The sequence below is a fragment of the Microcoleus sp. FACHB-672 genome, from assembly GCF_014695725.1.
Lineage (GTDB): Bacteria > Cyanobacteriota > Cyanobacteriia > Cyanobacteriales > Oscillatoriaceae > FACHB-68.
In genome coordinates this window covers 148,981-170,959 of sequence record NZ_JACJOU010000004.1, presented here as the reverse complement: position 1 = coordinate 170,959, position 21,979 = coordinate 148,981, and the positions used below count along the sequence as shown (strand labels likewise).

The window sequence follows — 21,979 nt, the reverse complement described above, 5'->3', positions numbered from 1 at the left end:
CTGAATTTATGCCCGTACCTTTAGGTTGGCGTAGCCATGCCCCATGCCCCATTCGCCATGCCCTATGCCCCATGCCCTACTTATAAACCGGCATCTCCCCACGATTGAGACGATCCATATAATTCTTGAGATCAGCTGCCACCTTTCCAGATAAGAGGAAGCCGCCCAACATATTAGGGAACGCCATCGTTAAGATCATCATGTCGCTGAAGTCAAGCACTGAGCGCAGGTTCACCACTGAGCCGATGAAGACGCAGATTACGAACAGTGCCTTGTAAAAAATTGTTGTATTTTCCCCAAATAGATACGCCCAAGCTCTTTCCCCGTAGTAACTCCAAGAAATCATCGTTGAGAAAGCAAACAGGAAAACAGAAATCGCTAAGATTGCAGGAAACCAACTAATGACGGTTGAAAAGGCCGCTGAGGTCATGTAAATGCCATCTAAGTTGGCAGTTGCCGGATTGCTGTAGACGCCGGTGAGAATGACGACAATTGCAGTCATATTGCAGATCACCACCGTGTCGATAAAGGGTTCTAGCAGGGCGACAATTCCTTCACGAACCGGCTCATGAGTCCGGGCGGCTGAGTGGGCGATGGATGCCGATCCAATCCCCGCCTCGTTGGAGAAAGACGCGCGTCTCACCCCCTGCACAAGTACCCCAATAAAGCCTCCCTCAACGGCTGTAGGAGAAAACGCTTCCCTGACAACCGTGGCAAAAGCACCAGGGATTTCCGGGATGTTCAACAGCAGAATCCACAGGGAAGCTAAGACATAGAGGAGGCACATAGCCGGCACTAACAGTTCTGCCACTGCCCCAATGCGACGAATTCCGCCGATAATGACGAGGGCAACCAAAAAGGCAATCACTAAACCGTACAGCCAACTGCGGCCAGCAAAAACCGGCAAAACTTGGGCGACGGCGGCAAAGGATTGGTTGGCTTGGAACATATTGCCCCCGCCGAAAGACCCGCCGATGCAGAAGATCGCAAAGAAAATTGCTAGAACCTTACCCAGTGGGCGTAAGCCAACCTCAGCGAGTCCGCGAGATAAAAAGTACATGGGGCCACCAGAAACACGGCCATCTGGGCTGATCAGCCGGTATTTAAGGCCCAGGGTACACTCAACAAACTTGCTACTCATGCCCAATAGGCCGGCGAGGGTCATCCAAAACATCGCGCCCGGGCCGCCTAGCTTGATGGCAATAGCCACGCCGGCAATGTTACCCAGCCCCACTGTTGCCGACAAGGCAGCCGATAAAGCTTGAAAGTGCGTGACTTCGCCCTCTTCCGCTGGGTCGTCATAATGCCCCCGAACCACGTAGATAGCGTGCTTGAAAGCCCGAATGTTAACAAAACCCATCCGGATGGTAAAGAAGATTGCACCGCCAATCAGCCACAGCACAATAAAGGGCATCCCGCCGATGCTTAAGAACAGCAGCCCAGACATTGCCTCAACCATCTGGGCGAAGACAGCATCAATGGCATCTAAAAAGCCGCCTGGGGCTGCTGTTTCCGCAGCGAGGGCGGCGCTAGGTAAGGCCAGAATCAGTAAAAATAAAAGCCAGGTTCGTTTCATGGCGTGATTTTTTAAACATTGTGAAGCCGCGTGGGCGGTTGTGGTGCTAAGTTCTTCAGGTTCGCCGCAATCAAGGGCAACATGATTCTACGCAGTACAGGTTAAACAATCCAGCCAGGTGGCAACCTTGATGGGTGCGGCACAACCATCAAGTTTCCTTTACTGCTAAATTCGGTTGTTTTACCATAAAACGCTTGCCTCTGTTTGCACCTAACCTTCTCAGATGGGTTAATCGTGAGGCCGGCATTATTATTAAGTGCCGGTTGCAAGCTGCCGCAATTTTAGCCACACTCCGGGTTTTGATGCCTGCATACTGAGGTTGAAACACCGGCATCATCGGGAAAGTTGCTCAATACCACTAGCCATTTGTTTTGCAGCCGGTTAAAACTGACTTAGGTTATTAGCCGCCGGTTTTAACTGCTGACGGGTTTCAGGAAAGTAAAACAGCCTTGCCTTAAAAATAGGAACTTTGAAGGCAAGCATCCCACTTTCCTAGAAAGATTGCTGTTTTGGGGAGCCGGCAATAAAAGCTACTATTTTAAACCGGCAGCCGGCAATTAGAAGCTTTAAAATCTATAAATTTTTGGGCAGTAATTTCTCAAAAATTGTTATCAGCTTCTCATTACTCTTTAGACTAAGTGAGAAAAATCTATCAAAGGTTACTCTGAGCATTAACTCTTAAATTCTTTGGGTGCACTATGAAGAAAATTCGGTACTGGTTGCTTTTCTACAGCATTTTTACTTTATCTCTCACGGGCTGTAGTAGTGTAAAAAAATTATCTGCCGGTGTTACCAAGCTAATTACTCCCCCTCATATTGCCAAATTAACTCCCAGTCTTGTGCTAATTACCCACGGGAAAAGAGAGGGAAATGGCACCGGATTTTTTGTGGCTGGAGAAAAGAATGTCTGCACAGTGCTAACCACACGTCATGTCATTGGGATGAGTAGCCAAGTGCAACTACAAACCCATGACTTGAAAGTTTGGGGAGCTAACAAAGTTCGACTTTTCCCCAATCATGATTTAGCGTTGGTAATGTTCGATTTCGGCAGCCAAGGTTGCCCTTACAAAGCTCTTGAATTGGGCAATTCTGATAGTTTCAAAGTAGGCGATAATGCCTACATTTTTGGATTTGCTAAAGAGATAAATAGTGAAAAAATAACCCAGCAATTTGCTTCCAGTCGTGTATTAATAAAGCAAGACGTAACTGATGGTTATGCTATTTCTTATACTGCCATGACTGCTGAGGGAATGAGTGGGAGTCCTGTGTTTGATAAAATCGGCAAGGTGGTGGCAGTCCAAGGACTTTCTGGGGCAGAAGTTTCTTTTATAATGGCATTCAGACCGGGTGGCAAGCTATCACAAAAACCACCGTCGGGAGTCAATATTAACTTTGATAAGCTGGGAGGAGAAACTCCCGATAGTAAGTGGGCAATTCCCATTAATACATATCTAGCAAATGTTCATAAGCTTCCTGCTAGTGATGTTAGTAGTACACAAAGTGCCAAAGAGTGGGTGAAGATCGGCAATGATTTTCAGACGTATCGATTGGAAGAAGATTCGCTTGCTGCTTATGACAAGGCAATTCAAATTAAATCTGACTTTGCTGATGCTTGGGATGGCCGAGGCGGTGCGCTATTTAACTTGCAACGCTACGAAGCTGCGGTTGCTGCTTATGACAAGGCAATTCAAATAAAGTCTGGCTTTGCTCAGGCTTGGTTTTTCCGAGGCTTGGCGCTATATCACTTGAAACGCTACGAAGATGCGATTGCTTCTTATGACAAGGCAATTCAAATTAAACCTGACTATCGTTCGGTTTGGTTTTTCCGAGGCAATGCGTTATATGACTTGAAACGCTACAAAGATGCGGTAGCTTCTTATGACAAGGCAATTCAAGTTAATCCTAACAATGGTATGGCTTGGTTTAAGCGAGGCAATGCGCTATCTGACTTGAAACGCTATGAAGATGCGGTTGCTTCTTATGACAAAGTGATTCAAGTTGATTCTGGCTTTTCTCAGACGGCTTGGTTTAAGCGAGGCAATGCGCTATCTGACTTGAAACGCTATGAAGATGCGGTAGCTTCTTATGATAAGGCGATTAAACTTCGCCTTAACGATGCTGATGCTTGGTATAACCAAGGCTTGGCGCTAAGCAAGTTAAAGCGCTACAAGCAAGCAGTTGCTTCTTATGACAAAGCGATTCAAATTAAGTCTGACTTTGCAAATGCTTGGTATAACCGAGGCGGTGTGCTATCTGACTTAAAACGCTACGGAGATGCAGTTGCTTCTTATGACAAGGCGATTCAAATTAAGCCGGACTTTGCTGATGCTTGGTTTTTCCGAGGCGGTGTGCTATATGACTTGAAACGTTACAAAGATGCGGTAGCTTCTTATGACAAGGCAATTCAAATTCAGCCTAATGATGCTGATGCTTGGTTTGGACGCAGCATAGTGCTAGTTTTATTGGGACGAAATCAAGAAGCGCTTGAGTCTGTGGAGAAGGGGCTGAAAATTAATCCCAACGTTCAATACGCCCAAGAATTACGAAAAACTATTCTACAACAGTTAGGGCGCTAAAAATTGTGTGAATTCATTGATATTAGCTGAACTAATTTTAGCCACAATCCAAGTTTTGATGTCTGCATACTGAGGTTGAAACACCGGCATCATTGGGAAAGTTGTCTCAATACCACTAGCCATTTGTTTTGCAGCCGGTTAAAACTGAACTAGGTTATTAGCCGGCGGTTTTAACGACTGGTGGGTTTGAGGAAAATAAAACTGCCTCGCAAAATAGGGACTTTGAAGGCAAGCATCCCACTTTCCTAGAAAGATTACTATTTTGTGGAGCCGGCAACAAAAGCTGCTGAGCGTTAACTCTTAAATTCTTTGGGTGCACTATGAAGAAATTTCGGTACTGGTTGCTTTTCTGTAGCATTTTTACTTTATCTCTCACGGGCTGTAGTGGTGTAAAAAAATTATCTGCCGGTGTTACCAAGCTACTTACTCCCCCTCATATTGCCAAATTAACTCCTAGTCTTGTGCTAATTACTCATGAGAAAGGGGAGAGAAATGGCACCGGATTTTTTGTGGCTGGAGAAAAGAATGTCTGCACAGTGCTAACCACACGTCATGTCATTGGGATGAGTAGCCAAGTGCAACTACAAACCCATGACTTGAAAGTTTGGGGAGCTAACAAAGTTCGACTTTTTCCCAATCATGATTTAGCATTGGTGATGTTTGATTCTGGCAGCCAACATTGCTCTTACAAAGCTCTTGAGTTGGGCAATTCTGAGAGTTTTAAAGTTGGCGATAATGCCTACATTTCTGGATTTGCAAAAAAGACAGATAGTGGAAAAATAGATAAGGAGTTCGTTGCCAGCCGTGTATTATCAAAGGAAGATTTTGCTGATGGTTATGATATTTCTTATAGTGCCATGACTCCTAAGGAAATGAGTGGGAGTCCTGTGTTTGATAAAATTGGCAAGGTGGTGGCAGTTCACGGAATTGGGGGGCTAGAAGCTTCTTTTCTTGCGGCACACAAAGCTAGTAAGCAACCACAAAAACCACCGTCGAAAGTCAATACCAATTTTGATAAAGCGGAAGTTTCTCCTTCCCATAGTAAGTGGGCAATTCCCATCAATATATATCTAGCAAATGTTCATAAGCCTTCTATCGGTGATGCTGCTAGTGTACGAAGTGCCCAAGAATGGTTGAAACTCGGCCACGATTTTCAGCCGTATCAATTCGAAGAAGATGCACTTGCTGCTTATGACAAGGCAATTCAAATTAAACCTGACTTTGCTGATGCTTGGTTGAGCCGAGGCTTTGCGCTAAGCAACTTGAAACGCTACGAAGCTGCGGTTACTTCTTATGACAAGGCAATTCAAATGAAGTCTGGCTTTGCTCGGGCTTGGTTTGGCCGAGGCTGGGCACTATATCACTTGAAACGCTACGAAGATGCGGTTGCTTCTTATGACAAGGCAATTCAAATGAAGTCTAACTATGGTTTGGCTTTGATGTTTCGAGGTAATGCGCTATATGACTTAAAACGCTATGAAGATGCGGTTGCTTCTTATGACAAGGCAATTCAAATTAATCCTAACAATGCTGATGCTTGGTTTAAGCGAGGCAATGCGCTATATGACTTGAAACGCTATGAAGATGCGGTTGCTTCTTATGACAAGACATTTCAAGTTAATTCTATCGTTGTTGTGACGGCTTTGTGGTTTAAGCAAGGCAATGCGCTATATGGCTTGAAACGCTATAAAGATGCGGTTGCTGCTTATGACAAGGCGACTCAAATTCAGCCTCAAAATGCAGATGCTTGGTATAACCGAGGCTTGGCACTAAGCAGCTTGAAACGCTACGAAGATGCGGTTGCTTCTTATGACAAGGCGATTCAAATTAAATCTGAATTTGCTGTGGCTTGGTACAACCGAGGCTTTGCGTTATATGACTTGAAACGCTACAAAGATGCGGTTGCTTCTTTTGACAAAGTAATTCAAATTACGCCTAACGATGCTGAGGCTTGGAATTTCCGAGGCATGATGCTATTTATGCAGGGACGAAATAAAGAAGCTCTTGAGTCTGTGGAGAAGGCGCTGCAAATTAATCCCAACCTTCAATACGCCCAAGAATTAAGAAAAACTATTTTACAACAGTTAGGGCGCTAAAAATCGGGTCAGTTCATTGATATTAGCTGAACTAATTTTGTATCAGCTAATATCATTTCGAGTGAAATAACCCACTATAAATTTTTGGCCGGCTTAATCATTTCAATCAATGAAGTAGGATAGGTGAGTCACGCACCCTGCTTGATATTTCTTACCAGGCAAGTGCTAATCCATCGGCGCGGGGTTCGGATGCGGCGATTAAGACTTTATTTTTTCGTAAAATGATTTGGCCGCGACCGAATAAACCGGCTTCTGGATTCACTTGAATATTATGACCATGTTCACTTAATTCTTTTGCTAATTGAACACCGGCAGCCGGTTCTAAAAATACGTGATTATCCTTGACAAAATGCCAGCGAGGAGCATCAAGGGCAGCTTGCGGATTCATGCCGTAATCGACTAAATTCACCACAACTTGCAAATGTCCTTGGGGCTGCATTGGCCCTCCCATCACGCCAAATGGGCCTACCGGCACGCCATCTTGGGTGAGAAAACCAGGAATAATGGTATGAAAAGGACGCTTTGCCGGCGCATATTGGTTGGGATGACCGGCTTCTAACGTAAACCCAATTGCCCGGTTATGTAAGGCGATGCCGGTGCTAGGAATCAGGACGCCACTGCCAAACCCTGTAAAGTTAGATTGGATAAACGAAACCATCAATTCCCCATCGGCGGCAGCGAGATAAACGGTTCCGCCTTTGGGTAAACCGGGTTCAGCTAAGGGAATGGCGGTTTCTCCAATCAGTTGCCGGCGTTGTGCTGCATAGGTTTTATCTAAAAGTCGTTCCACCGGCATCTCCATAAATCTGGGATCGGCGGTGTAGCGGTGAACATCTGCAAAGGCAAGTTTCATCGCTTCGATCTGCTGGTGGTAGCTGTCAGCCGACTCGCGGGGATATTTCCCTAAGTCAAAACCTTCTAAAATATTCAGTGCAATTAATGTGGCTAACCCTTGGGTATTGGGAGGCATTTCCCAAACGCTCACACCGCGATAGTCTGTAGAAATTGGTGTTACCCAATCAGCTTGGTGGACTGCGAGGTCAGCTAAGGTTAAAAAACCGCCGGTTTCTGCGGCAAAATTCGCCATTTCCTTAGCTAGTCGGCCCCTATAAAAACTTTCGCCGCCGGTGGTTGCGATCTCCCGCAAGGTTGCAGCATGGGTAGGACTGGCCCAAATTTCACCGGCAGATGGTGCGCGGTTATTCTTAAAAAATACTGCTTTAAACGCTTGAAACTCCAAGCCGATTTGAGACAAATAAGTTGCTTCTGCACGTTTCCAAGCCAGGGATGTCACCGGCGAAACGGGAAAGCCTTCCTCGGCATAGCGAATTGCCGGCGCAAACAGTTGCTCAAATGGCAGCCGGCCCCAACGTTCCCATACCGTACGCCACGCAGAAACCGCACCTGGAACCGTCACCGGCAGCCAGCCATAAGTCGGAATTTTATCTACCCCAGAAAAATATTCTGCTGTCAAGTTCTGGCAGCTTTTGCCGGAACCATTTAAGCCGTGCAACTTGCCATCCCAAACGAGGGCGAAAGCGTCTGAACCGATGCCGTTTGAGGTGGGTTCAACAACAGTTAAAGCGATCGCCATTGCAATTGCGGCATCCACGGCATTTCCCCCCGCCCACAACATTTCCATGCCGGCGAGGGTAGCTAGGGGTTGGCTTGTCGCCACTGCACCCCGTTGTCCCAGGATGACTTGCCGGGTTGAAGAATAGGGGTTTTCTGTAAGGTTTGCGCGATTCATGGCATGAGTTGCCGGTTTGTAGATGTTTGCACTCTACAACACTTCTGATGTGGGTGGGTAAGGTTTTTAGAAGAGGCCGGCAGCGCGGAAATTAGAAGATTATGATTTTCACGGTTCAGTTGCTATAAACAACTGAACCCTGAGAGTTAATACAAGGATAGAAGGTAATGTAGATGTTATTTAATTTGATTTTTTAGTAGATGCCGGCAGGAAATAAGTTTTTGGGAAGATTTAAAAAACCAAAATAACATGGTTTTTATTCTTCTATTTGGAAAGGATGTTCACCCACTCTCAACTGTTTTTTACTGCTTTCTAGTTGTTGCCAAAGCTGTTCAATATCTGTGTAAGCTTTTTCTAGAGAGAGTTTTCCCCCAGTCGCTAAGCTGGTGATGATGCTGACGCGCTGAGCGAATTCTTGCAAGTTTGCATTAAAAACTAAATTTTCCGGTTTGACTTCGCCATAATAGCGACTGCGGGCGTACAGAAAACTAGAATTAACTGCCATTTTTGTTCCCCCCAGTTCGATCAATTTATTGCTTATCCTTTTAATATCTCACTAAAGAATTATAAAAAGGGTGATGGTGATCGGTGTGAGGTTGTGACAACTTTCAGCCAATCAGGTGATGCCGGCACAAATCAAATGTGATAGATATTTTTTCTTTCAGTGATGTCGATCATAATCAGTAAGTTTACTGACATGACGTTTGCGAGTTGTTCTAACTCATAAATAGCCGGCACTTTATAACGCAGCAGCTTTTCTAACCCCGATTTTTAATAAGCATGGCGTGAATCAGTTGATCAGCTGTTTCATCTGAAACCCCTAAAGCGTGTTGAAGATCGGCTAAAAACTTTTCCTCTTTTTTATGTAAAACGCCATCTGACAAAACTAAATCAACAGATACAGCAAAGGCTGTCGCTTGAAGTTCAGGGGAAAGAAATTCTTTGGCCGAGTTGACAAACGCCTCTGTTCCGTGCTGCTTGAGAAATTGAAGCAAATTATCAAGTACGCTTTTAATTTGTACTTCTGAATAGCCTTCAAAAAGTTTCATGCGCGATAGCACGAGAAAGATTGTTCGTGTCTCTGTATTAGTAAAGTAACCATCTGAAGCGATAGCCGCTAATGCAATGGCTGCAAAGGCTTCGGCACGGCTCAGGGAATTAAATATTGAATGCTTCTTTGGTTCGCCCTGAAAAGATAAGTTCTCGTTACTCTGCTGTTGCTCTGCCATTTCCCAAAATATACTAAACAAACTTAATTTTTGACTCCGACTAGAGCCGCTTATCTCCTATCAACCCACAATCTGCTAGTCAAAGACAAAAATTAAAGATTTTTTTAATATCATGAATCAAAAGAATATAAACATTTCAAAAAGTAACAAGTTCTCAGTGTAGTTCCTGAGGCTGAGGTAATGCAATCTCTGTATTAATATCCGGATTTCTTAAGCTTTTCTGATTCCGCTGTCCTCGGTGATAGGTAAGTAGGGAATTGGGGCAATCTAAAGCAGGTGAGCTGCAAATCTTTATCAGCAAGGCAATAAAAAGCGTTTCTATGTAAAGTTACGATGAATCAGCTCGGCTCTCTCTTATTATGTGGTAGATCAGTATTATCACGAGTGCTAGAAGTTTGTTCGTTTCTTTAAAAAGTTGTTAAGTCGCAAAAAGCATGACTTAAGCCGTTGCGTTCACTCAAACTCAGTGGGGTGCCTTCCTTTACCTCGGTCGGAAAGATGCAAGTATGCCTAAAAAACAACCTATACCTTGGTCTCGATATATCCCTGCCGGGTTGACGCTTTGTGTGGGGGTGGGACTGTCTATCCTTGCGTGCGTTGTTGTAGCGAGATGGGAAGACAAACGTCGCGAATATGAATTTAACCGTTATGCAGATGGAGTTGCCGCCGCGCTGCAGCAGCACTTCAAGGAAGATCTGCAAATTATCCCAAACCTGAGCGACTTCTTTGCCGCGTCTGGCAAAATTGAACCGTCTGCTTTTAAGCAATTCGTTCAGCGCCCTGTGTCTAGCAACACAAGCATTCAATTTTTAGCGTGGGTGCCAAAAGTCAGTGACGCAAACCGGCAAGCTTACGAAGCGGCAGATCAAACCGGCACGCTTCCTAATTTCCAAATTGCCGAACGAAACGCTGACGGTGCAATTGTCCCAGCTCAGCAACGCCCAGAATATTACCCTGTATATTTTTTGGAACCGCTCAAAGGTAACGAGAGGACATTGGGGTTTGATTTGGCAAGCCAGCCGGCTTACCGCGCGGCACTAGAAAGGGCGCGGGATACCGGCAAAATGGTTGTCACCGGCAGCGTTGAGTTACAGCCGGCAAAAGACGCTCAACTCAGCCTCATGGTCATTCAACCCATTTACGATAATCAAGATACTTTTTCCAGCGACAGTCCTGACTCTTTACAAGGGTTTGTGGTGGGAGTATTTCGAGTTGCTGAGATTTTTGAGGCGGCTTTAAAGGGACGAGGCGTTGGCAATCTCGATCTTTATCTTGCTGACAAAACGGATACAACAAGCAGTTTGCTCAATAGGAGTGAAGCTTTTCGCTGGGCGTCTAGACAAGAAAATCGCTTCCTTGCCTTTTACGACTCCAGCACGAAAAAAGTGGTGGAATTTCCTGCTGTGCAAAATTTGCTGCAAGTCGATGGCATCAGCAAAACTGAGCGGACGGTGGGTACGCGAACCTTAACGGTTGGTGGCCGTCAATGGTCGCTTTACCTACTTTCTACGCCGGCTTATCGAGAAATTCAAACAAAACATTGGCGTTCTTGGGCAGCGCTAATTATTGGGTTACTTTGGACTCACATTCCGGTTACTTATTTGCTCACTTCTTTGAGCCGGCAGAGACAGATTGAACAGCTCGCACACGAACGCGCCCGCCAAGCCGAACAATTGCAAAAAGCGCTCCAGCAACTCTCAAATGAGCAGGAAAAGTCAGAGCGTCTGTTGCTCAATATCTTGCCTCAACCGATTGCAGAGCGCTTGAAACAGGAGCAAAAAATTATTGCCGATAGCTTTGCGGAAGTTACCGTTATGTTTGCTGATATTGTTGGTTTTACCCAGCTAGCATCGCGAATCTCGGCAACAGAATTGGTGCAACTGCTCAACGAAATATTTTCCGCTTTCGACAAGCTGGCAGCGTGGCATGGATTGGAGAAAATAAAGACGATTGGGGACGCTTACATGGTTGTCGGTGGCCTCCCAATGCACCGGCCCGATCATGCACAAGCGATTGCTGAAATGGCTCTGGATATGCAGCAAGCCATCCTTAAATTTAATGCCGATCATGGTGAAGCGTTCACGATTCGGATTGGAATTCACACCGGGCCGGTGGTTGCCGGTGTGATTGGCACGAACAAGTTTATTTATGATTTGTGGGGCGACACGGTTAATATTGCGAACCGCATGGAATCTCACGGCATCGCTGGTTGCATTCAGATCAGTGCGGCGACTTATGAGCAATTGCAGCATCTTTATCAGTTTGAGAGACGGGGCTATATTCCGATTAAGGGCAAAGGAGAAATGCTGACTTATCTGCTGGCCGGCAGAGAGTCCAATGAATTATCAGATTATTCTTTGAAACTTTCCGCTGCTCACAGATGCCGGTTTTTGCAATCAAGTCAAGCGGACGTAGGACAGAATGCTTCGGTGTCACCTTCAACTGGATGAACAAGCGCAAAATTTTGGATTGCCGTGAATTGTACAGATGTGCTGATTGCCAGTTGCCGGTTTTTGTTGCGTTTTTAACCTTCTTGGTAATCAACTAAACGCATTTGAGAAGAAGGCGCACCCTCACCTAAAAAGTAAATGAATTTTTTCTATTCGCCTTTAACTCCGAGAAAATACTTAAAATTTTTAACTGTTTAGTTTTTTTAGCTACTTGTGAAAGTTCAGCACACTTAGTCTATAGTGTTAAAAATTTATTAAAATTTAATTGCTTCCGTATAAAAGCATACAAAACCTTTAAGCCCTCTAGATAATAGTTTTTATAAAGATACCAAAAAGATCGGTGCGATTCTAGGTTGAATCATCTCATTTGTCCTCAAAGAGGTTTAAAATTTTAGAAACTCTTATAAGCAGGCTGGGCAGACTTAATAAATTCTACGTCCACTCGGACAAATGAGAGTATATGTCATGCTTCCACAATCAAAATTTACTAGAGACTTGCCGTGAATCGAGCTGTAGACAGCCTTTATCATGAAATTAGTATGGCTAGGGAAATAAACGCAGCCGTTGTCAATGTCAGTGGGCGACAGAGAATGCTATCGCAACGAATCGCTTTCTTCTGCTTAAAACTTGTTTGCACAGAAAATCCACTGGAACGAGAAAAGCTGCGGATGGCGCTGGTGGATGCAATTGAGCTGATGGAAAAGTCTCACAATGGGCTGATCTGCGGCGATGAAAGCATGAATTTACCGGCAAATCTCTCAAAGACTATCGAAGCGATGTATTTTGAGGCACCGCTGTATTTAGACAAGCAGGTGCGTCACTATATTGAGCAAGTGAGGGTGCTGATTTCTGTTGCTGATGCTGAATTGAAGGCCGAGAATTCTTATCTTAGTTATATTATGAGTGCCGCGTCCTCGGAATTGCTCACAGCGTTGGATGCAGTAGTGAGTCAGTATCAGAAGGAAAGTGAGGCTGAACAGCTGGCACTTGACATGAAGCTGGTTGAACTTTACAAACAAAGTTGTACGGCGACTGCTGCCGCCCAAGCTCAAGCTCAGCAGTTGCAGCAAACTCTGCACTATTTGCAACAAGCTCAAGCCCATTTGGTGCACAGTGAAAAAATGTCTAGCCTTGGCCAGCTTTTGGCGGGTGTGGCGCACGAAATTAATAATCCAGTTACGTTTATCTATTGCAACTTAAGCCACGCTCATAATTACGTTCAAGATGTGCTTGAGTTGCTGAATCTTTACCGGCAGCGTTACCCAAAGCCGGCTGCTGAAATTGAAAACTTGAGTGATTCTATTGAACTTGATTTTCTGCTTGAAGACTTGCCAAAGGTCATGTCTTCAATGCAAATGGGAGCTGAACGCATTCGTCAGATTGTCTTATCTTTGCGGAATTTCTCGCGACTGGATGAAGCAGAAATTACTCTGGTTGATATTCACGAGGGAATTGAGAATACGTTATTAATTTTGCAAAATCGTCTAAAAGCTCAGCCTGATTGTGCCGGCATTAAAGTGGTGAAAGAGTTTGGGAATTTACCGCTGGTTGAGTGCTATGCCAGCCAGCTTAATCAAGTATTTATGAATATTTTGGCGAATGCACTAGATGCGCTCAATTGCTACAACGCACAGCGCTGTGATCTAGATGTGCAGGGCAATCCTAGCTGCATTAAGATCCGTACGGAAGTCTCGCACCCGGATTATGTGAGGGTGCGGATTGCGGATAATGGCCCGGGAATGACAAAAGATGTAATGACACAATTATTTGAGCCGTTTTTTACGACGAAGCCGGTGGGGCAGGGCACTGGTTTGGGTTTGTCGATCAGCTATCAAATTGTGGTAGACAAGCATGGGGGAAGGCTTGAGTGCGTTTCCTCGCCAGGAGAAGGGGCAGAGTTTGTCATTGATCTGCCGGTGTGTCAAAACAGGCAAAGGGAGACAGCCGATTTAAATTCAATGGTTGCACATCAAGAGCCGGTGGCGGCAAAGGAGCGATTTTAAAGCAATCTTTCTCAACATCCATTTTCATTAAATGCCAATTGCATAAGATAGCAAAGTGCCTCTTGCCTTTAAGAAGGGGGAAAAATGTTTACTCCCAGTTCTTGAAATTATTTTTACAGTTTTTTGGAATTGTAAGACTTTACATTTTGCCTGGATAAAACCTTGATTTACACATAGATTTTTGATCATAGCTAAACTTAATATGCAAACTATTTGCGCGAGCAGTCAGCAGTTATGTATGATCCATAAATGGGCGACTAGGGAAATATGTCTTTCGGATGAGCCATTCGCTAACCTTAACCGGAATATAATAAACGCAAGTGTGAGTTAGCTTAACTGAATCAAGCTATCAAAAGGCTCGCAACTTTTAGAGCGAGCCTGGGACACAAAGTAATTGAAGATGGAGTAGACCTCATTTTGATGAAAACAAGTGGAACCCCTTGAAAAAAGGCCGGCTGGGAACGCGATAGCCACGTGCATAGAGATGGTTGTCCGGATCAGCCGTAAAACTATATGAGCCTTCAGTAAATATTGGGTGTTCTACATATCAGTAAAAGGTTATAGCATTTTGCATTCGATAGAGAAGACGACAAGCCGGCGTTTCCCCCAAAACTCGACGATCTCAAAGCACCTGGGTATGAGCTTCTAGCACTTTTAGTGACTCTGATGGTGGGCACTGATATCCTAGAAAATTAAGCATACTTGCACTTTCGTGTTTCCAGTGCGAGGTTTACTTCGAGGCAAAAGGAACTGACGAGGGAACTTAGCGGGAGATGTCGCAAGTCTGTTGAGATTACGCACAGGAAGTGTAAGAGGAGGGGGCCGATTGTGACAAGTTTTTTATCCACTTTTCAGCCAGCAACAAGCGCAGCATTTTCTGGGGTGACACTCCCGCCGCAGCTATTTTTACAACTGTTTCCATTTCACTTAGTCTTTAACCGGCATGGCTCAATTGTGCAAGTGGGAGAAGTCCTACAACGGCTGTATGTTAGTTTGGCAGCCGATAGCCCTATTGAACAGCATTTTAAAATTAATTCTCCTGTAATCGCTCTAGAATTTGAAGCGATCCGAGCGCAATCTGGATGCATATTTGTTTTGGAATCTAAGCAAAATGGAATACAGTTTAAAGGCTCGATGGTTTATGTTGAGGAGCAAGACGCTCTCTACTTTTTAGGGTTTCCTTGGCTCACTGATCTAGAATCTCTTGCTCGGCTGGGATTAACCTTTAATGACTTTGCCATTCACGCGCCTATGGCTGAGTTTTTGCTGCTGTTGCAAGCTCATAAAAATGCTTTATTAGAGTCCAAAAACTTAACCCAAGAGCTGAGTGAGCAGCGGATAAAACTACATGAAACCTTGCAGCAAGCCAAACTAGCTACGGCAGAATTAAAAGCAATTTTTGAAACTTCTCCAGATTTATACTTCCGATTGCGAACCGACGGCATGATTCAAGAATATTATGCCGGTAAAACATCACAATTGTATGCACCACCTGAAGCATTCATTGGTAAAACACTCCAAGAGGTTATGCCAGGTAATGTGGCGCAGCTATCTTATCAGGCACTTAGAAAAGTTGTTCAAACAAACACTTTAGTAACGATTGAATATTCATTACCAATTCAAAATACAGAAAAGTTTTTTGAAGCAAGATTTTTTCCATTTTTGGAACAGCAAGTTATCGTTATTGTTCGCGATATTAGTGACCGAAAGCAAGCCGAGGAAGCGAACACTCTGCTAGTAACTGCCGTCAAGCACGCGGCTGATATTATTGAAATTACTGATGCTGAAGCAAGGCTGCAATACGTGAATTCAGCCTTTGAGAAAGTTACTGGATATAGCAGTGCTGAAGTGCTGGGGAAAACTGCGGATAGCTTGCTGCACACTCCTGAGGATAAGGAAGCATTTAATCAAAGTATTTGGAAGACCATTTCTAGCGGGCAAGTTTGGAATGGTTGTTTGCTCGGAAGGCGGAAAGATGGGACGATTTACCCTCAAGAGGCAACGATCTCTCCCGTCTACAGTGGAGCCGGTATAATCGCCAACTATGTGATTCTCAAGCGAGATATTACTGAACGCAAGCGCACAGAAGAACAACTTGAACAATCGCTTTCAATCCTACGCGGAACCTTAGAAGCGACGGCTGATGGAATCCTTGTTGGTGACAGCGGAAAAATCGTCGTTTTCAATCAAAAATTTGTAGATATGTGGGGCATTCCTGAGTCTGTAATTGAGTCAAAAGATCAGAATCAGGTGGTAAGTTTTGTACTAGATTTACTTAAAGAGCCGGCAGAGTTTCTCTGCAAAACCATGAATTTGTTCGGTCAACCAGACGCACAATGCTACGAGATTTACGAATTAAAGGACGGAAGAGTTTTCGAGCGCTATTCTCAGCCTCAGTGGATTGGTGGAAAAATTACTGGCAGAGTGTGCAGTTTTCGAGATATTACTGAGCGAAAGCAAGCAGAAGAAACCATTCGATATCAGGCTTTACACGACATTTTGACGGGTTTACCAAACCGAACATTATTTAATGAGCGACTTGCAGAATCACTCGCTAATGCCAGCGAAAATCAAAGTTCGCTAGCTGTCATGTTTCTAGATTTAGATCGGTTTAAAACAATTAATGATACACTCGGCCATGCTGTTGGTGACCGATTGTTGCAAGGTGTTGCTAAACGGCTAAAAAGTTGTTTGCGAGAGGGCGATGTTGTTGCCCGATGGGGAGGTGATGAATTTACTTTGCTCTTGTCCCACATCACTTGTAAAAATGATGCGGCTAAGATTGCTCAACGAATTTTAGACACCTTCAAAGTTGGGTTTGATTTAGAAACTCATTACCTTCATATCAGCAGCAGTATAGGAATTGCGCTTTATCCCTTTGGAGGCGAAAATGCGGAAGCCCTGATTAAAAATGCAGATGCAGCGTTATATCGGGCTAAAGAAGACGGTCGTAACAACTATCATTTTTATACGTCTACGATGAATTCTAAAGCTTCTGAATTATTAGCATTAGAAAATAGCCTGCACCAGGCTTTGGAACGGGAAGAATTGGTGCTTTACTACCAGCCTCAAGTCAATATAACCACTGGGGAAGTCACTCAGATGGAAGTTCTCATGCGTTGGCTGCACCCCCAGTTGGGGCTGATTTTGCCTGAAACATTTATTCCGATTGTTGAAGAAAATGGACTAATTGTAGCGATTGGTGAATGGATATTGCGGACTGCTTGCACTCAAAATAAAGCTTGGCAGGATGCCGGTTTGCCACGGATAGGCGTAGCGGTAAATCTATCGGCCCGACAATTTCAGCAGCCAAATTCAGTCGAAAAAGTGGCACGTATTTTGCAAGAAACCGGATTACCGGCAAGTTGCTTGGAGTTGGAAATTACTGAAACTACCGTGATGCAAAATGCCGACTTAACCAGTGGGAGATTACGCGAGTTTCACAGTATGGGAGTTCGCCTTTCTCTAGACGGTTTTGGTTCGGGATATTCTTCACTGAGTTATCTGAAAAATTTTCCATTTAATACGCTCAAAATTGACCGTTCTTTTCTTGATAACTTGGCTCCAAAATCAAAAGATGCAGCCATTATTAGAGCAATTATTGCTTTAGGAAAAGGATTAAATATTCGAGTGGTTGCAGAAGGTGTTGAAACTTCAGAACAAAAAGATTTATTAACTTCTCTAGATTGTGAAGAAATGCAAGGAGATTTATTCAGTCAACCTTTATCGGCGGAGGAAGCAACTCAACAACTTATAAGAGCGGGTTTAAGTAAAGTATTGGATTGTTCAGTCGTTTAGATAAACTTAAGCCGACATTACTTCAAGCAGACACTTTCACCCTTCAAAAGATGTGAGAGAATTTTTTTTATCGTAACCTTGATGATCAAGCATTAACAAGACTTACAGGCGAGGCAAAAAGGGAGCAGGCGATGTAAAAACCAAACTACCGGCGGGCAGATTTTTAGGAATATCTTGATAGTCGGTTGCCCTTAAACCAGTTCCTACAGCTTGGCATCGCGCAGTGAAGTATTGAGTGGCTATTTCTTATTTTAAGAGCCGGTTTTTGATTCAATCACCCCTTCAGCTTGGTGAACCAGTGCCCTCAAATCTTCTAGCATTTCTTGGCTTGCAGATTGCCACAAAGAACGCTGATTCGCCTCCAGCAACCGTTCCGCCATATCGCGCAATGCCCAAGGATTTTTCTGCTCAATAAACTCCCGTACAGCCGGCTCCAATAAATACGCCTTCGCCACCCCTTCATACATAAAATCTTCCACGCAACGCGCTGTGGCATCATAAGCAAATAAATAATCCACCGTTGCCGCCATTTCAAAAGCTCCCTTATACCCGTGACGCATCACGCCGGCAATCCATTTAGGATTCACAACCCGCGAACGATACACCCGTGCGATTTCCTCCTGTAAGCGGCGAACTTTAGGAGCTTCCGGCCTGGAATTATCCCCAAAATAAGTATCAGGATTTTTACCACTTGCAGCCCGTACAGCCGCAGTCAAACCGCCTTGGAATTGATAGTAATCATCGGAATCCAGTAAATCGTGTTCGCGGTTATCTTGATTGTGCAGCACAATTTGCATTCCCTTCAAACGCTGCTCAAATGCTTCTGGTGCAGAGATTTCGCCTTTTTTTGAATATGGTAGATTTTCCCCTTGGGATGAATCTGAGATGCCGGTGTAAGCGTAACTACTCCAGTTAATATAAGCGCGGGCTAAATCTGCGTCATCTGTCCAATTTTGTGCTTCAATTAAACCTTGTAAACCGGCACCATACGCACCCGGTTTAGAACCAAAAATACGATAGCGTGACCGGCTTTGTGCTTGCTGCAACGTTAAACCGGCACTTTCCCAAAATTGAGTTTCCTGTTTTACTTGCGCGGCTAAAGGATTTTCCTGTGCCGGCTCATTTAAAGCTGCAACCGCATTGATTGCACAATCAAATAAATCAATTAAATTCGGAAACGCATCGCGGAAAAAACCAGAAATTCGCAACGTGACATCCACACGAGGCCGGCCTAATATTGACACCGGCAGAATTTCAAAATCCACGACTCGCCGCGATGGGCCATCCCAAACTGGACGCACACCCAACAAAGCCAACGCCTCTGCAATATCATCGCCGCCGGTTCGCATTGTGGAAGTTCCCCACACCGACAAACCCAGCGTTTTGGGGTATTCGCCATTTTCCTGCGTGTAGCGTTCAATCAGTGCTTCAGCGGCTTTGCGCCCCACATCCCAGGCTGTTTCTGTGGGGATGGCGCGGATATCTACAGAGTAAAAATTGCGACCTGTAGGCAAGACTTCGGGACGCCCGCGTGTGGGTGCGCCGGATGGGCCACTAGGGACATAGTGCCCATTTAATCCTGTTAATAATTGGGTAATTTCTTGGGTTGTTTGTTGGAGCGCCGGCAGCAAATAATCACGTATCCAATCGAGTTCTTTTTGAGTGCAGGATTGGAAATCTTTTATGCTAACATTCGGAGATTCTAAAATTATTTGGGGTTTCTGACTAATAATTTGTTCAACTAATTTTGCTGCTTGATGTTCTAGTTTTTCTACGAGATCACCGGCATTGAGTAATTTCGTGTAACCGGCATCTGGCCGGATCTCGTTTAAAGGCCGGTTGGAATTAATCGTTTGGGTTGGATCTGCGGTGAGTGGGTCAAAATTCCAGGCTAAATCTTGAGCTAACGCACGGGTTAATCCCAAGCGACCGGCACCCGGATGACGGGCAATTGCGACGATTAAATCTCGTAATTGCCGGCCTTGGGGAGGCTGCCCAAAAATATGCAGTCCATCTCGAATTTGTGCTTCTTTAATTTCGCACAAATAACCATCGATTCGAGTTTGAATTTGAGTGTTTAAATTTTCGACATCATCTTTTTCTAGTCCTAAATCGTTCTGCAGATTTTCTCGGACAATTAGCTGACTAATGCGTTCTTGCAAAATAGGCAATCGGGAGGGATCTAAACTTTCGGCCTCGTAATATTCATCGATTAAATTTTCTAGCTTTTGCAAAGGCCCGTAAAGCTCGGCACGCGTCATGGGTGGTGTTAAATGATCGATAATGACTGCTTGCGCTCGTCTTTTTGCTTGCGAACCTTCTCCAGGGTCGTTGACAATAAAGGGGTATAAGTGTGGGAGTGCACCAAGAGCGATTTCTGGGTAACAACGTTCAGACAGTGCAATGCTTTTACCGGGCAACCATTCTAAATTTCCATGTTTTCCCACATGAACGACTGCCTGGGCATTAAAATGTTTTCGCAGCCAATAATAAAAGGCTAGATAATCGTGGGTGGGATCTAAATCTGGGGCATGATAATTTAAACTGGGATCGAGATCATAACCGCGTGCCGGTTGAATTCCTACGAAGATATTTCCAAATTGGATACCGGCAATGGGAAAGGAGCGGATAATTTTTTCTTCAATACTTCCCCAACGGCTGGTGATTTCCTGCTGCACCGGCTCTGGTAAAGTGGCAAAATATTCTTGATATTCTTCTATCGATAATTGTTGGTTGATTGAGCGTAATTCCCGCGCTTCTGAGTCATTTGTTATCCCAGCAGTTAGGCGTTGAATTAACTCATCCCCAGTTGCTGGTATATTTTCTACTTGATACCCAGCCTGTTGCAACGCTTTGAGAATTTCTATACAGCTTGCCGGCGTATCCAACCCAACGCCATTAGCAATCCGTCCATCTCGCGTCGGGTAGTTTGCCAAAATTAGTGCAATGCGCCGCTGCGCCGGCATCGTTTGCCGCAACTGCACCCAGCCGGCGGCTAAATCTGCAACAAATTTAATGCGATCGCTCACCGGCTGATAAACCACTACGTCGGTTTCTAGTTGGGGATGCCGGTGTTGCAAGGCTTTAAAGGAAACCACCCGGCTAATAATTCGCCCATCCACCTCCGGCAGCGCCACATTCATCGCCATATCTCGCGGCGAAAGTCCTTGAAATCCTGCTTCCCACGCTTCCACCCCGCCACTACTGAAAATTACCTGCAACACCGGCACGTTTAGGGAGAGAAGGGGAGAGGGAGAGGGGGTGAGTGTGCCGGCAGATTTACCAAAGTCTGGAATTTGACTAATTGCAAAACTTGTCGTGTTAAGTAAAACTTGAATTTCCTCAGCGTCTTTTGGTTGGAAATACTCTAAAACCTCGGCTTGCACATCCGGATCACGCGGGGAAGAAACAAACACCGGCACCGGCTTTAATCCTCGCTCAATTAAAGCTTGACAAAGCGCATCTACCGGCGCAGTATTTCCCGCCAAATAATGAGCGCGGTAAAAAAGCAGCCCCGCCTTCTTCATTCCTGAAGAGGAGAGTGCAGATCCAACGTCTCTTCCTATCTCCTGCTGCCACGCATAAAGCCCAACCCGAGGCACTTCCACGGGTGTCGGTGGATTGTAAGCACTTCCCAGACAAACATCTGCGACAAACTGAAGGGCATTCACGAAATTATCAACGCCACCTTCACAGAAGTAGCGCCACAACTGATTAACCGCCTTCAGAGAAATTGTGGAGTGACTGATTAAATCTGGATCGGGCCGGTCGTCGCCAGGAAGTACAATTAAATGACTTTTGTTGCGTGCAATTGTGTCTATTAATACTTCCATTCCATAAGACCAGTAGGCACGTCCCCCCAGCAATCGAACGATAATAATTTGTGCCGATTCTAAAATTTCTTCAGCATAAACATCTATACTTATTTGTTGTTGCAGTTGTAGGAGATTCGCCACACGTAAGGCAGGGAAACCCTTAGGAAGTTTAGAAACAGCAACCGCAAGCGTTTGAATATCCGTATCAGCCGCAGTGAGAAAAACAATCGGTGCCGGTGTTTGAGAAATAAAGGAAATCCCTTCGGATTGAGAATTCCATCCTCCGGGAGATGTGGCGAGACGGTGCATGATGCTAAGCTCCTGTGGCAACACGAAGAAAAAGGCAAAAGATGCTTGAGTCGGTGGTGGAGAGAAATGAGGGGCAACGGATTCAGGCCGCTCGCTAATGGCTCAACTTCAAAGATTGATCACCCGAAATACCTCGCCCCTGCGGCAAAATTGGGATACTGCTTTTTCTTCCAACGTGCTGCACAGCCGCAATCGTAATCAACAATATCTGCCCGCTTCCGGTTTAGTTGAAGAAACAAAATAATAATTTTAATTCAGCCTACTTAGAAAAAATGAGATCGCAGACTACTATAACAAAGTAAGCGATTGACTAGACGCTAAGAAACCTAGGCAAGGATACCCAAAAGGCGTGGCCAGTTCTAGGCTATGTTGCTGCT

11 protein-coding genes are annotated in these 21,979 nt (G+C 44.8%); 5 read left to right on the top strand and 6 right to left on the bottom strand.

The window, feature by feature from the left end; translation table 11 throughout:
- Window positions 1–76: 76 nt before the first annotated feature.
- The gene (locus H6F56_RS01830; RefSeq protein WP_190665126.1) at window positions 77–1,576 is read right to left on the bottom strand and encodes an alanine/glycine:cation symporter family protein; all 1,500 of its coding nucleotides are present in this window, start codon (window positions 1,574–1,576) and stop codon (window positions 77–79) included.
- A gap of 698 nt (window positions 1,577–2,274) precedes the next feature.
- On the opposite strand from H6F56_RS01830, the gene H6F56_RS01825 reads away from it, so the two are divergent.
- A complete protein-coding gene (locus H6F56_RS01825) occupies window positions 2,275–4,152 on the top strand; it encodes a tetratricopeptide repeat-containing serine protease family protein (protein WP_190665124.1) in 1,878 nt (625 codons plus the stop codon).
- On the opposite strand, the gene H6F56_RS26685 is transcribed toward H6F56_RS01825, so the two are convergent.
- Complete coding sequence (locus H6F56_RS26685; RefSeq protein ID WP_255513660.1) at window positions 4,141–4,275, bottom strand: hypothetical protein; 135 nt, start codon at window positions 4,273–4,275, stop codon at window positions 4,141–4,143. The two genes, H6F56_RS01825 and H6F56_RS26685, sit on opposite strands and share 12 nt — an antisense overlap.
- Window positions 4,276–4,472: 197 nt before the next feature.
- Between H6F56_RS26685 and H6F56_RS01820 the strand changes: the two genes are divergently transcribed.
- Entirely contained in the window at window positions 4,473–6,248 is a 1,776-nt protein-coding gene (locus H6F56_RS01820) for a tetratricopeptide repeat protein (RefSeq protein WP_190665123.1), read from the top strand.
- 151 nt (window positions 6,249–6,399) lie between these two features.
- Here H6F56_RS01820 and H6F56_RS01815 read toward each other — a convergent pair whose 3' ends face one another.
- From H6F56_RS01815 to H6F56_RS01805, 3 genes are all read right to left on the bottom strand, one after another.
- Window positions 6,400–7,998: a gamma-glutamyltransferase family protein gene (locus H6F56_RS01815; RefSeq protein WP_190665121.1), complete on the bottom strand. Its 1,599-nt coding sequence runs from the start codon at window positions 7,996–7,998 to the stop codon at window positions 6,400–6,402.
- 256 nt (window positions 7,999–8,254) lie between these two features.
- The gene (locus H6F56_RS01810; protein ID WP_190665119.1) at window positions 8,255–8,503 is read right to left on the bottom strand and encodes a hypothetical protein; all 249 of its coding nucleotides are present in this window, start codon (window positions 8,501–8,503) and stop codon (window positions 8,255–8,257) included.
- A 253-nt stretch (window positions 8,504–8,756) separates the two neighbouring features.
- Window positions 8,757–9,227: a tellurite resistance TerB family protein gene (locus tag H6F56_RS01805; protein ID WP_190665117.1), complete on the bottom strand. Its 471-nt coding sequence runs from the start codon at window positions 9,225–9,227 to the stop codon at window positions 8,757–8,759.
- A 506-nt stretch (window positions 9,228–9,733) separates the two neighbouring features.
- Between H6F56_RS01805 and H6F56_RS01800 the strand changes: the two genes are divergently transcribed.
- From H6F56_RS01800 to H6F56_RS01790, 3 genes are all read left to right on the top strand, one after another.
- Complete coding sequence (locus H6F56_RS01800) at window positions 9,734–11,677, top strand: adenylate/guanylate cyclase domain-containing protein (RefSeq protein ID WP_190665116.1); 1,944 nt, start codon at window positions 9,734–9,736, stop codon at window positions 11,675–11,677.
- Window positions 11,678–12,177: 500 nt separating this feature from the next.
- On the top strand, window positions 12,178–13,680 hold the full coding sequence (locus tag H6F56_RS27000) for an ATP-binding protein (protein WP_309236422.1): 1,503 nt from the start codon (window positions 12,178–12,180) through the stop codon (window positions 13,678–13,680).
- Between the two features lie 828 nt (window positions 13,681–14,508).
- A complete protein-coding gene (locus H6F56_RS01790; RefSeq protein ID WP_190665114.1) occupies window positions 14,509–17,478 on the top strand; it encodes an EAL domain-containing protein in 2,970 nt (989 codons plus the stop codon).
- Window positions 17,479–17,729: 251 nt separating this feature from the next.
- Here H6F56_RS01790 and cobN read toward each other — a convergent pair whose 3' ends face one another.
- Window positions 17,730–21,602, bottom strand: a complete 3,873-nt coding sequence (gene cobN, locus H6F56_RS01785; RefSeq protein ID WP_190665112.1) for a cobaltochelatase subunit CobN — start codon at window positions 21,600–21,602, stop codon at window positions 17,730–17,732.
- Window positions 21,603–21,979: the final 377 nt, after the last annotated feature.